Origin of the sequence: Thiobacillus denitrificans ATCC 25259 (genome assembly GCF_000012745.1) — a bacterium.
In the GTDB taxonomy this organism is placed as follows: Bacteria; Pseudomonadota; Gammaproteobacteria; order Burkholderiales; family Thiobacillaceae; genus Thiobacillus; species Thiobacillus denitrificans_B.
In genome coordinates this window covers 1,663,753-1,676,009 of record NC_007404.1, presented here as the reverse complement: position 1 = coordinate 1,676,009, position 12,257 = coordinate 1,663,753, and the positions used below count along the sequence as shown (strand labels likewise).

Here is a 12,257-nt window from a genome sequence, read left to right as displayed (position 1 = left end):
TTGTGTGAGGAATCGTCGGGGGTCGGAGAAAGTTAAGGCTGTCAACTCAAAAATCTGCATATCGTCATCCGGCAGCCTGCGGCAGCGCGTCCGGCGCGACGCAGACGCGGTTCTTGCCGCTGTGCTTGGCTTCGTACATGGCGCTGTCGGCGCGCGCAATGAGGGCTTCCTGGGTCTCGCCGGCGCGACGTTCGGCGACGCCGGCGCTGAAGGTGATCAGCACGCGCTCGTTGTTGTCGAGGAAATATTTCTTGGTCAGGCTGCGTTGCAGGCGGGTGACGATCTGTACGGCCTCGGCGACGGGGGTATTGGGCAGGATGATCAGGAATTCTTCGCCGCCGATGCGTGCAATGTGGTCGCTCAGGCGCAGCTCTTCCTTGGCGACCTTGACCAGATGGATCAGCGCCTCGTCGCCGGTGTTGTGGCCGCGCCGGTCGTTGAGTGCCTTGAAGTTGTCGACGTCGAGCACGGCGATGCTGAAAGGCGTGTTAAATCGCTCGGCGCGCGATGCCTCCCGGGCGAACTCGTCGTCGAGCCCGCGCCGGTTGAGGCTGTGCGTCATCGGGTCCTCGCGCACCAGGGCGCTCATCTGGGCGAGTTCCAGTTCGAGCTGCTTGATGTGATTGGCGGCATGCTGGGCGGCGTCGCGTTCCTCGATCATCTGGGCGTGGACGCGGCGGCTGTCGGACTGGGCGCTGCGCGTTTCGTCGAGCAGATTTTCAAGAATGCGGTTCAGCTCGAGCACGTCTTCGGTGCGGCTGATCCGTTCGATGTGCGCGGCGATGGTCTGCTGGTAGTCGTCATTCGCCGCGACCGCGTCGCTCATGTGGCTGACGAAGCTCGTCATCGTCGCCTTGAGCGTCGCGGTCGCCTCGCGCAGGCCGTGCTTGACCAGGCTCTGCTTGTAGATGACCTCCTTGAGGCGTTTTTCCGCCTCGAGCAGCGCCTGGATCTTGAGCGGTCCTGTGATCACGGTCTGAACGACGTCGAGCTGGCCGCGCAGCCAGGTGTCGTCGTCGAGCAGTTCGCCGATGTTTTCCACCAGCAGCAGGAGGAGGCGTCTGAGCGTCTCCTGCTGGTCGTGCGTATGCGAGACATGCAGGTCGACGTCGATCCACATGCTTTTCAGGCCGGACGCGGCCTCGCGCAGGCCGGCGATGCTGTTCGCCTCGCGAACCGCTGCCGCCAGCCGCTGCGTCTTCTCGAAGAGCGTCGGGTTGTGTGAAAGCTGCGTCGCGACGCCGAATTCGAGCGTCTTGACGAGCAGCTCGCGCAACAGGCCCAGGGTGTCGATCTGGCCCGGGCCGCTTCCCCCGCCCGGCTTCAGCTGCAGGACGATCTGCCCGACCTGCTTTCGGCATTGCGCCCAGTCGCTCGCGCGCAGCGCCTGCTTCAGCGCCTCGGCCGAAGCCGCCAAGGCCGGGTGATGCAGCGTGAGGTCCATGGCCAGGCCGGCGAGCACGCTCGTCGCTGTCGCGGTACCCGCCGCTGCGGCGCTCGCGGTCGGCCCGACGATCTCCTCGTAGAGGGTCTGGTAATTGTCGGGCGTCGGCGCGATCCGTCGCATGGCCAAGCGGCGCAGCGTTTCACGCGCGACCTCGGTCGGATCGGGAAGGTTGAGTTTTTCTGTCGGTTCGGCCATTTTAGGCGCCCCGGTCGGGACCTGCTCCATGCTGCGCATGGTAAGACCCGAAGGCGTACGCTTAAGCGCCGATTAGGGCGGTAAAAGCCGGGTATTTCCGTGGACGCCGGGTCTCGGGCGCGGCGAGCCGGCAGAACGGCTGGCCCGGGGCGGGGGGGGCTAGTCGAGCAGGCCGTGCTTGATCGCGTAATGGGTCAGCTCGGCGTTGTTCTTGAGTTGCATCTTGGCCAGGACCCGGCCGCGATACATGCTGACGGTCTTGACCGAAAGCGCGAGCTTGTCGGCGATGCCGCTGACCGTGAGGCCGGAGGCGATCATGCACAGGGTCTGGTACTCGCGATTGGAGAGGCTCTCGTGCGGCAGGCCGTCGCGCTCCCCGCTGACCTGGCTGGCGAGTTCCTGCGCCACTTCGGAGCTGATGTACTTCTTTCCCGAGGCGACGAGGCGGATGGCGTCGAGCAGCTCGGCCGGCGCGCTCTGCTTGTTGAGGTAGCCGGCCGCGCCCGACTTGAGCGCGCGCACCGCGAATTGCGTTTCGCGATGCATCGACAGCATCAACACCTTGATCCCGGGGTGTTCCTTTTTCAGGAGTTCGAGCGTTTCGAGCCCGCCGCGATCGGGCATCGAGATGTCCATCAGCACCAGATCCCAGGCTTCCTGACGCGCCATGCGCAAGGCGCCGCTCGAGCAGTCCGCCTCGCCGCCGACTTTGACGTCATCGACTTCAGCGAGGATCTGCTTGAGCCCTTCACGGACGATGGCGTGGTCGTCGACGATCAGGATGCGGTAAGGTTTTGCGGCGGACACGGGGAAGGCTCTGCGGGGGGTTGGCGCACATTATGCGTCATCCCGCCGCGGCCGCGGGGCCGGACAAGGGGATGCGCAGGCTCAGTTCGGTGCCCTGGTCCGGCGCCGGCCGCACGACGAGCTGCCCGCCGAGGGCCGCGGCGCGCTCGCTCATGCCGAGGATGCCGAAGACCGGCCGCGCCATGCCGTTCGGTGCGGCGGGCAGGCCGCGGCCGTTGTCGGTGAGCGTGAGATGCAGGGTGTCGCGATCGCGGACGAGTTCCAGCCGCACCCGTGTCGCGCGCGCGTGCTTGGCGACGTTGGTCAGGCCCTCCTGGACGATGCGGAACACGGCGATCGCAGCGGCCGAATCGAGCGGGATCTCGTCCGTGGGGGCGCGGAATTCGTAGGCGATCTCGGTATTGCGCCCGAAGCGCTGCAACTGGCTGTCGATCGCCGGTACGATACCGAAGTCGAGTGCCGCCGGCCGCAGGTTGGAGGCGATGCGGTGAGCCGCCTCGAAGGTCTGGTCGACGAGATTGTCGAGATAGCGCACGCGCTCGGTCAGCGGCGTCGACTCCGAGGGGAACTGGCGGGCGAGGCAGGACAGGCCGATCTTGATGGTCGTGAGGTTGCCGCCAAGGTCGTCATGGACCTCGCGCGCGAGGTACAGCCGTTCCTGCTCCTTCGCGGATTCGACGTGGGCGGCCAAAGCGCGCAGGCGCGCCCGCGAATGGTCGATTTCGGCCTCGGCTTCCTTGCTGCGCGTGATGTTGAGCATGATCCCGTCCCAGAGGGTGCAGTCCGCGGTGACGCGCTCGCTGACGCGGATCGTGATCCATTTCACGTCCTTCCAGGCTTGCAGCCAGATCCGGCCTTCCCAGTTGAAACTCAAGTGGCCGCCCGCGGTCTCGGCGAGCCGCTCAAGGTAGCCCGGGCGGTCTTCCTCGAGGATCAGCGCGAAGAAGGCTTGCGGGTCGGCGCACAGGGCGGAGGCGCGGACGCCGAGCAACTGCCGTGATTGCTCGCTGACGTAGCGCAGCACCGGCGCCTCCCCGGGGCGGCGGACGATCTGAAAGGCCATTCCGGGGATGTGCGAGACGATCGCCTGCATGTCGGAGGCCGAATGCGCGAGCGCGGCGCGGGTCGCGTCGCGCTGGCTGACGTCGTCGGCCACGCACAGGAAGAATGGGCGACCGTTCTCGTTCGAATAGACCAGGCGGGCCTCGACCGGATAGCGGGTGCCGTCGGCGCGCTGGCATCGCGCCTTGATCCTGGCGCTGCGTTTCCGGCCGCTGCGCAATTGGTTCAGCAAGGCTTGGAACGCCGGGGCGTCGTCGGGGGTCAGAAACTGCAGCGGGGAAAGTTCTCGGACTTCCTTGAGTCGGTAGCGCAGGTTCTTCAGCGCGGCCGGGTTGGCCTGGACGATCAGCAGCGTTTCGGGATCGAGAACGAGCACTTCACTCGGAGATTCGCGGAGCAGAGCCCTCAACAGTGTCCTTTCGTCGACGGCTTTCGATGCAACCATACTCCCCCGCATGCTGAAACGATGACGACCCCGGTCGTTTGCGCGGAATAGTAGCAGATGCATTTTCAGACAACCGTGTCTTGAAAATCCCGTCCATGCACCGCATCTAGAGAGCTATTGGACCCAAGAGGAACGTCGATGCCGACTGTACGACCCGCCGCCGTCGCGGGGCTTTTCTACCCCGATGATCCCGTCGTTCTGACGCAGACCCTCGACGCGCTGCTTGCCGAGGGGGAAGCGGGCGCGGAGCGCCTGACGCCGAAGGCCGTGATCGTGCCGCACGCAGGCTATATCTATTCCGGTCCGATTGCGGCTGCGGCCTACGCGCGCCTCGGCGATCTCAAAGGCCGCATCCGCCGCGTAGTCCTGCTCGGCCCGGCGCACCGCGTCTTCGTTCGCGGCCTCGCCTTGCCCGAGGCCGAGCGCTTCGTCACGCCGCTCGGCGAGGTGACGATCGACCGCGAGGCCATAGAGCTGCTCGCCGCGCTGCCCCAGGTCACGCGCAGCGACGCCGCCCACCAGATGGAGCATTCGCTCGAGGTGCAGCTGCCTTTTCTGCAGCGCGTGCTCGGAGACTTCACCCTGGTGCCGCTCGCGGTGGGGCAGGCCAGGGCCGAGGAGGTGGCCGAAGTCCTTGATGCGCTGTGGGGCGGAGACGAGACGCTGATCGTGATCTCGTCCGACCTGTCGCATTTCCTGCCGGCGCCGCTCGCCCGCCAGAGCGATCGCGCCGCAGCCGACGCGATCCTCGCACTCGAGCCGCAATTGAGTCACGAGCAGGCCTGTGGCGCGACGCCGGTCAACGGCCTGCTGCTCGCGGCCAGGCGCCACGGCTTGCGGCCGCTCGAACTCGACCTGCGCAATTCGTCGGACACGGCGGGCGACCCGGAGCGGGTCGTCGGCTACGGCGCCTTCGCTTTCGTGAAGGACGACGCGGCGGCGCGACCCCGGGGGAATTCCAGCGCGCAGTCCGAGCCCGACAAGGGGCCGACGCTGCTGCAACTCGCCCGCGCCGAGATCGCCGCGCAACTCGGCCAGCCCGCGACACCGCCTCCGGCGCACGCCTGGCTGCACGAGCCGGGCGCCTGCTTCGTCACCTTGACGCGCCGGGGTGAACTGCGCGGCTGCATCGGCACGCTCGAAGCGCACCGCCCCCTGGCCGTCGACGTGCGCGAGAACGCGTTTGCCGCGGCGTTCCGCGATCCGCGTTTCGGCCCGCTGTCGCGCGCGGAATTCGGAGAAATCCGCGTCGAGGTCTCGCTGCTGTCGCCGACCGAAGCGCTCGCGGTCGCGAGCGAGGAACACGCGCTCGCCGCGCTGCGTCCGGGCGTCGACGGCATCGTCTTCGAATACCGGCATTTCCGCAGCACCTTCCTGCCCCAGGTGTGGGAGCAGTTGCCGGAACCGGCCGACTTTCTCGCCCAGCTCAAGCGCAAGGCGGGCCTGCCGTCCGATTTCTGGGCCGACGAGGTGCGTCTGTCGCGCTATACCGTCACGAAATGGAAGGAAGGGGGCGCCGATGAGCATTCCTGAGTCCCATACGCCCGCACGCTGGTGGCGCGTGCTCGACGACGGTCGCATCGAGTGCGACCTCTGCCCGCGCTACTGCAAGCTGCACGAGGGGCAGCGTGGCCTATGCTTCGTGCGCAAGATGGAAGGCGGCAGAATGGTCTTGACGACCTATGGCCGCTCGTCGGGATTCTGCGTCGACCCGATCGAGAAGAAGCCGCTCAATCACTTCTACCCCGGAAGCTCGGTATTTTCGTTCGGCACGGCCGGCTGCAATCTCGCGTGCAAGTTCTGCCAGAACTGGGACATCTCGAAGTCGCGCGAGACCGACACCATGGTCGACCGCGCGATGCCCGACGAAATCGCGGCCGCGGCCGAACAGAGCGGCTGCAAGAGCGTCGCCTTCACCTACAACGATCCGGTGATCTTCGCCGAGTACGCGATGGACGTCGCCGACGCCTGCCACACGCGCGGCCTCAAGACCGTCGCCGTGACGGCCGGCTACATCACCGAGGAACCGCGCCGCGAATTCTTCGCCAAGATGGACGCCGCCAACGTCGATCTCAAGGGATTCAGCGACGACTTCTACGTCAAGCTGACCGGCGCGCGCCTGCAGCCCGTGCTCGATACGCTGACCTATCTCAAGCGCGAGACCGACGTCTGGTTCGAGATCACGACGCTCCTGATCCCCGGGCAGAACGATTCCGACGCCGAGATCGAGGCGTCGAGCGCCTGGATCATGCGCGAACTCGGCCCCGACGTGCCGCTGCATTTCTCGGCCTTCCATCCCGACTGGAAAATGCGCGACGTGCCCCCGACGCCGCCCGCGACACTGACCCGCGCCCGCGACATCGCGCTGAAGGCGGGCCTCCATTACGTCTATACCGGCAACGTCCACGACACGACGGGCGGCACGACCTTCTGCCCGTCGTGTCACGCGGCGCTGATCGTGCGCGACTGGTACCGCATCGACGACTATCGGCTCAGCGAAGACGGCCACTGCACGCAGTGCGGTGCGGCGATCGCCGGCCGCTTCGGCGCCTTCATCCACCCCTTCGGCAACCGGCGCATTCCGGTCTCCGTGCACCGCGAGCAGCGGACATGAGCACGGCGACGCTCGTTCATATCCCGGCCGGCGGCGCGACCGTCGAGGGCATGCTCGAGATTCCCGATGCGGCCGCGGGCCTCGTGCTCTTCGCCCACGGCAGCGGCTCGTCGCGCCATTCTCCGCGCAACAACTACGTCGCCCGCGTCCTGCGCGACGCCGGCGTCGGCACGCTGCTGATGGACTTGCTGACGCCCGAGGAGGACCGCGACTATGCGCAGCGCTTCGATATCGCGCTCTTGACCGGGCGGCTGCTCGACGCGGCGCGCTGGGCCGCGACAAATGACGCGACCCGCAGCCTGCCGCTGGGCTTTTTCGGCGCGAGCACCGGGGCGGCCGCCGCGCTCGAGGCCGCTGCGGCGCTCGGTGCGTCGGCGCGAGCGGTCGTCTCGCGCGGCGGGCGCCCGGATCTCGCGAGTGAAGACGCGCTGCGCAAGGTCAGCGCACCGACGCTGCTGCTGGTCGGCGGCTACGACGACGGCGTGATCGATCTCAATCAGTACGCCTTCGATCGCCTGTGCTGCAAGAAGGAATTCGTCATCGTGCCAGGGGCGACCCATTTGTTCGAGGAACCCGGCACGCTCGAGGCGGTGGCCGAGCACGCCGCCGGCTGGTTCGCCGAATACCTGCCGACACGCGACGCCTGAAACGGACCGGTGACCCGCGTTGGCCGAGGCGCGGGCGGCGTGGCATGATCGGCGCATGTCCGCCGCTCCCCCCTCCGCCAACGCTGTCTTCGTCGCCCGCGGGCTGACCAAGGTCTATCACATGGGCGAGGTCGAGGTGCAGGCGCTGCGCGGCATCGATCTCACGCTGGAGCGCGGCGAACTCGTCGTGCTGCTGGGCCCGTCGGGCAGCGGCAAGTCGACGCTCCTCAACATTCTCGGCGGGCTCGACGTGCCGAGCGGCGGCGAGGTCTATTACCTCGACCACAAGCTGACCGGTGCGTCCGAAGCCGACCTCACGCGATTTCGCCGCGAGCATGTCGGCTTCGTCTTCCAGTTCTACAACCTGATTCCGAGCCTGACGGCGCGCGAGAACGTCGCCGCGGTGACCGAGATCTCGCCGTCGCCGATGCGCCCCGAAGACGCGCTCGCGCTCGTCGGGCTCGGCAACCGGCTCGACCACTTTCCGGCGCAGCTCTCGGGTGGCGAACAGCAACGCGTCGCGATCGCGCGCGCCATCGCGAAGAATCCGGCCGTTCTGCTGTGCGACGAGCCGACCGGCGCGCTCGACTCGGCAACCGGTGTCGTCGTGCTCGAAGTGCTCGAAAAGGTGAACCGCGAACTTGGCACGCTGACCGTGCTCATCACCCACAACGCCGGCATCGCCGACATGGCCGACCGCGTGATCCGGCTCTCCGACGGCCACATTGTCGACATCCGCAGCAACGCCGTGAAGAAGGCGGCGCGCGAGCTTTCCTGGTAGCGAAACTGGCGATGAAAGCGCTCGACCGCAAGCTCTTCCGCGACCTCTGGCACCTGCGCGGCCAGGTGCTCGCGATCGCCGCGGTGATCATGGGCGGCGTCGCGACCATGGTGATGTCGCTCTCGACCTACGATTCGCTGGTCACGACGCGCGACCGCTTCTACGCCGAATACCGCTTCGCCGATGTCTTCGTCGGCCTCAAGCGCGCGCCGGAGCCGGTCGTCGAACGGCTCGCCGCGATACCGGGTGTCGAGCGCGTCGAGACGCGCGTGCGCGCGGGCGTGAAGCTCGAGGTCGAAGGCTTCTCGGACCCGATCACCGGCCAGCTGCTGTCGCTGCCTGACGTCGGCCCCGAGGTCGGCGCGGCGCAACTCAACCGCCTGCACTTCAAGCGCGGCCGCAGCGTCCAGCCCTGGAGCAGCGACGAGGTCGTGCTCTCCGACACCTTCGCCGACGCCCACGGCTTCCAGCCCGGCGACACGCTGGCCGCGATCATCAACGGCAAGCGCAAACGGCTGACGGTCGTCGGCGTCGCGGTGTCGCCCGAGTATGTCTACCAGATCGCGCCGGGTGCAATGTTCCCCGACTTCAAGCGCTACGGCGTGCTCTGGATGGGGCGCAGCGCGCTCGCCGCCGCCTACGACATGGAGGGCGGCTTCAACCACGCGAGCCTCACGCTCGCGCGCGATGCCAACGAACAGGACGTGATCGACCGCGCCGACGCGGTGCTCGCGAGCTACGGCGGCACCGGTGCCTACGGCCGCGAGGACCAGTTTTCCAACCGCTTTTTGTCGGAAGAACTGAAGCAGCTGAGGACGATGGCGGTCGTCTTTCCGGCGATCTTCCTGGGCGTCGCCGCCTTCCTGCTCAACATCGTGCTGAGCCGGCTGATCGCGCTGCAGCGCGAGCAGATCGCGGTGCTCGAGGCCTTCGGCTACAGCTACGCGGCGATCGGTGCGCACTACGTCAAGCTCGTGCTCGTGATGTCGGCGCTCGGGGTGGCCGCCGGGCTCGCGCTCGGCGCGTGGTTCGGCCAGGGCCTCTCCCACGTCTACACCGAGACGACGTTCCGCTTTCCCTATCTCGACTACCGGCTGGGTCCCGGCATCGCACTGATCGCCTTTCTCGTCGCCGCGTTCGCCGCCGTGAGCGGCACCCTGGTCTCGGTCGTGCGCGCCGTGCGGCTGCCGGCGGCCGAGGGCATGCGCCCCGAAATGCCGATGGCGTATCGCACGACACTGGCCGAGCGCCTCGGCCTGCAGCGCTGGCTCGCGGCGCCTTCGCGCATGATCCTGCGCCACGTCGGCCGGCACCCGCTGAAGTCGCTGCTGACCGTGCTCGGCATCGCCTGCGCCTGCGGCCTCATGATGGTCGGCAACTACCAGAAGGGCGCGATCGATTTCATGGTCGACGTGCAGTTCCGCCAGGCCGCGCGCGAGGACCTCGGCCTCGCGTTCATCGAACCGACTTCGGGGCGCGCACTGCACGAGCTCGCCGCGCTGCCCGGCGTCGAGCACGTCGAGGGCTATCGCAACGTGCCGGCGATCCTGCGCTTCGGGCAATACCGGCATCGTGCGTCGATCTTCGGCATCGAGCCCGAGGGCCAGCTGCACCGCTCGCTCAACAGCAAGCTCGAGCCGGTCGCGGTGCCGCCGGGCGGCGTCGTCCTCACCGATCATCTGGCGAACGAGATTCTGCACGTCAGGCCCGGCGACCTACTGACCGTCGAGGTGCTCGAAGGCAGCCGCCCCGTGCGCCAGGTCCCCGTGCTCGGCGTCACCAAGCAGTTTCTGGGCGTATCGGCGTACATGCAGCAGGCCTCACTCAACGAACTGATGCGCGAGGGCAACACGGTCTCGGGCGCCTATCTTGCGGTGCGGCCCGGCGCCGAGACGGAGCTTTACGCGCGGCTGCACGAGCGGCCGCGTGTGCTCGGCATGGTCGCCAACAAGGCCGCGGTCCAGAGCTTCTACGCGACGATCGGCGAGTTCATCCTGTTCTACAACCTCGTCGCGACGCTGCTCGCTGCCGCGATCGGTTTCGGCGTCGTCTACAACAGCGCGCGCATCGGGCTCTCGGAGCGCGGCCGCGAGCTCGCGAGTCTGCGCGTGCTGGGCTTCACCCGCGGAGAAATCGCCTATATCCTGCTCGGCGAACTGGCGCTGCTCACGCTCGCCGCGATACCGGTCGGTTTCGTGGTCGGCATCGCGCTGGTCGGCATCCTCGTGGTCGCCTTCCAGAGCGAGTTGTACCGGCTTCCGCTCATCCTGACCCCGGAAAATTACGCGATGGGGGCAAGCGTCGTGATCGTCTCGGCGCTGCTGTCGGGCCTGCTGCTGTGGCATCGCCTCGGCCGGCTCGACCTCGTCGCGGTGCTCAAGACACGCGAATAGATCGGACACCATGCGACTGCGCGCAAAAATCGGAATGGCGGTGACGGCAGCCCTCGTGCTCGGCGGCCTCGCGCTCGGCTTCGCGCCGCGTGCGGTGCCGGTCGACCTCGCCGAGGTCACACGCGGGCCGCTCGCCGTCACGGTCGAAGAGGAGGGCAAGACCCGCGTGCGCGAGCGCTACCTGGTTTCGGCGCCGGTCGCGGGCTATCTGCGGCGGATCGGCCTCGACGCCGGCGACGCGGTTGCGCGCGGCCAGGTGCTCGCCGTGATCGACCCGGCACGCTCGGTCGCGCTCGACCCGCGCACGCGTGCCGAAGCCCAGGCGCGGGCGAGCGCGGCCCGCGCGGCGCTCGCCGCCGCCGAGGAAAACGCGCGCGCGGCAGCGGCCTCGGCGCAGCTCGCGCAGCAGGAACGCGCGCGCGCCGAAACGCTGCGTCGATCCGATTTCGTTTCCGAACAGGCACTCGACAACACCCGCACGGCGGAGTCCCAGGCCCGGGCGGCAGCCCGCGCGGCCGAGCACAACGTGCGGGTCGCGCGTTTCGAGCTCGAAACGGCGCGTGCGGCGCTCGCGAGCAGCGCCCGTTTGCAGGGCGGCACCGCCGAGGCGCTCGAGGTGCGCGCGCCGGTCGCCGCACGCGTGCTCAAGCTCGTTCATGAAAGCGAGGGCGCGGTCGCGGCCGGTGCGCCGCTGCTCGAAGTCGGCGACCCCGACAGTCTCGAAGTCGAGGTCGAGGTGCTCTCCAACCACGCTGTGAAGCTCGCGCCGGGGTCGAAAGTGATCCTCGACCGCTGGGGCGGCGAGCGTTCGGTCGCCGGCCGCGTGCGCGTCGTCGAACCGAGCGGGTTCACGAAGATTTCGGCACTCGGCGTCGAGGAGCAGCGCGTCCGCGTCATCGTCGACTTCAGCGCGCCGCGCGAGGCGTGGAACCGGCTCGGCGACGGCTACCGCGTCGAGGCGCGCTTCGTGTTGTGGGAAGGCGAGAACGTGCTGCAGGTGCCGACGAGCGCGCTTTTCAGACAGGGGCAGGGCTGGGCGGTCTTCGTCGTCGACGGCCGCCGCGTGCGCGTCGCGCCGGTCGAAGTCGGCCAGCGCGCCGGGCTCGCGACCGAGGTGTTGGCGGGCGTTGCGGCAGGCGACCGCATCGTCGCGCATCCCGACGAGACGATCGAGGACGGCGTGCGGGTGAAGCCGCGCTGAGGGCTAGGCGGCCCGGTGTGCGCCGGCCTCACGCAGGATTTCGATGACCTCCTCGTCGTCGACCTGTGGAAAATCCGCGTAGAACTGCCCTACGGCCCGGAAGAATTCGGGCGTCGAAAGGCAGACCACCTCGTCGGCGTAGGCGCGGATCTTCTCGACCGTGTCCGCGGGCGCGACCGGCACGGCGCAAACCAGGTGGGCGGGCTTTCTCGCGCGTAGTGCGTGCAGTGCGGAAATCATCGTCGCGCCGGTCGCCAGCCCGTCGTCGACGACGATCACGATGCGCCCGGCCGGGTCGATCGGTGCGCGAAGCGGGGTGTATTGCGCGCGCCGCGCGCGGATCGTCGCGAGCTGCGCCTGCTTTTCCTGTTCGAGATACGCGGCCGTGCCGCCTGCGGATTCCGCATGGTCGGCGACATATGCCCAGCCCGACTCGTCGATCGAGCCGAGTGCGAATTCCGGATTGAACGGCGCGCGCAGCTTGCGCACGAGCACGACGTCGAGTTCGCCGCGCAATTCCTGAGCAAGTGTTTGCCCCATCGGCACCGCGCCGCGCGGAATCGCGAGGATTAGCGGATTCTTGCCCTTGTAGGCGGCGAGCGCGTGGGCAAGACGCTCGGCGGCTTGGTGGCGATTGGCGAACAGCATGGCGTTCCCCTCCTTGT

10 protein-coding genes are annotated in these 12,257 nt (G+C 68.0%); 6 read left to right on the top strand and 4 right to left on the bottom strand.

Features of this window, described 5'->3' with window-relative positions; genetic code table 11:
* Nucleotides 1–64 precede the first annotated feature (64 nt).
* From TBD_RS07945 to TBD_RS07935, 3 genes are all read right to left on the bottom strand, one after another.
* Entirely contained in the window at nt 65–1,642 is a 1,578-nt protein-coding gene (locus TBD_RS07945; RefSeq protein ID WP_041432562.1) for a GGDEF domain-containing protein, read from the bottom strand.
* 159 nt (nt 1,643–1,801) lie between these two features.
* Entirely contained in the window at nt 1,802–2,449 is a 648-nt protein-coding gene (locus TBD_RS07940) for a response regulator (RefSeq protein WP_011312100.1), read from the bottom strand.
* Between the two features lie 37 nt (nt 2,450–2,486).
* Entirely contained in the window at nt 2,487–3,920 is a 1,434-nt protein-coding gene (locus TBD_RS07935; RefSeq protein ID WP_238376436.1) for a PAS domain-containing sensor histidine kinase, read from the bottom strand.
* A 174-nt stretch (nt 3,921–4,094) separates the two neighbouring features.
* On the opposite strand from TBD_RS07935, the gene amrB reads away from it, so the two are divergent.
* The 6 genes from amrB to TBD_RS07905 are packed head-to-tail and all read left to right on the top strand — an operon-like array spanning nt 4,095 to nt 11,592.
* Nucleotides 4,095–5,489, top strand: coding sequence for an AmmeMemoRadiSam system protein B (gene amrB / locus TBD_RS07930; RefSeq protein WP_011312098.1), 1,395 nt, complete (start codon nt 4,095–4,097; stop codon nt 5,487–5,489).
* The gene (gene amrS, locus TBD_RS07925; protein ID WP_011312097.1) at nt 5,476–6,570 is read left to right on the top strand and encodes an AmmeMemoRadiSam system radical SAM enzyme; all 1,095 of its coding nucleotides are present in this window, start codon (nt 5,476–5,478) and stop codon (nt 6,568–6,570) included. Before amrB ends, amrS begins: the two co-directional genes overlap by 14 nt.
* The gene (locus TBD_RS07920) at nt 6,567–7,217 is read left to right on the top strand and encodes a dienelactone hydrolase family protein (RefSeq protein WP_011312096.1); all 651 of its coding nucleotides are present in this window, start codon (nt 6,567–6,569) and stop codon (nt 7,215–7,217) included. Before amrS ends, TBD_RS07920 begins: the two co-directional genes overlap by 4 nt.
* A gap of 55 nt (nt 7,218–7,272) precedes the next feature.
* Nucleotides 7,273–7,998 (top strand): ABC transporter ATP-binding protein, encoded by a 726-nt coding sequence (locus TBD_RS07915; protein WP_011312095.1) that lies wholly within the window; start codon nt 7,273–7,275, stop codon nt 7,996–7,998.
* Between the two features lie 11 nt (nt 7,999–8,009).
* Nucleotides 8,010–10,391 carry an ABC transporter permease gene (locus TBD_RS07910; protein ID WP_011312094.1) on the top strand — a complete coding sequence of 794 codons (2,382 nt, stop codon included), beginning with the start codon at nt 8,010–8,012 and terminating at the stop codon, nt 10,389–10,391.
* Between the two features lie 10 nt (nt 10,392–10,401).
* Nucleotides 10,402–11,592, top strand: coding sequence for an efflux RND transporter periplasmic adaptor subunit (locus TBD_RS07905; protein WP_011312093.1), 1,191 nt, complete (start codon nt 10,402–10,404; stop codon nt 11,590–11,592).
* A 3-nt stretch (nt 11,593–11,595) separates the two neighbouring features.
* Here TBD_RS07905 and TBD_RS07900 read toward each other — a convergent pair whose 3' ends face one another.
* Nucleotides 11,596–12,240 carry a phosphoribosyltransferase gene (locus tag TBD_RS07900; protein ID WP_011312092.1) on the bottom strand — a complete coding sequence of 215 codons (645 nt, stop codon included), beginning with the start codon at nt 12,238–12,240 and terminating at the stop codon, nt 11,596–11,598.
* Nucleotides 12,241–12,257: the final 17 nt, after the last annotated feature.

Coding starts and splice junctions, on each gene's coding strand:
- TBD_RS07945 (WP_041432562.1), bottom strand. CDS start 1,642: ATGGCCGAACCGACAGAAAAACTCAACCTTCCCGATCCGACCGAGGTC.
- amrB (WP_011312098.1), top strand. CDS start 4,095: ATGCCGACTGTACGACCCGCCGCCGTCGCGGGGCTTTTCTACCCCGAT.
- amrS (WP_011312097.1), top strand. CDS start 5,476: ATGAGCATTCCTGAGTCCCATACGCCCGCACGCTGGTGGCGCGTGCTC.
- TBD_RS07920 (WP_011312096.1), top strand. CDS start 6,567: ATGAGCACGGCGACGCTCGTTCATATCCCGGCCGGCGGCGCGACCGTC.
- TBD_RS07915 (WP_011312095.1), top strand. CDS start 7,273: ATGTCCGCCGCTCCCCCCTCCGCCAACGCTGTCTTCGTCGCCCGCGGG.
- TBD_RS07910 (WP_011312094.1), top strand. CDS start 8,010: ATGAAAGCGCTCGACCGCAAGCTCTTCCGCGACCTCTGGCACCTGCGC.
- TBD_RS07905 (WP_011312093.1), top strand. CDS start 10,402: ATGCGACTGCGCGCAAAAATCGGAATGGCGGTGACGGCAGCCCTCGTG.
- TBD_RS07900 (WP_011312092.1), bottom strand. CDS start 12,240: ATGCTGTTCGCCAATCGCCACCAAGCCGCCGAGCGTCTTGCCCACGCG.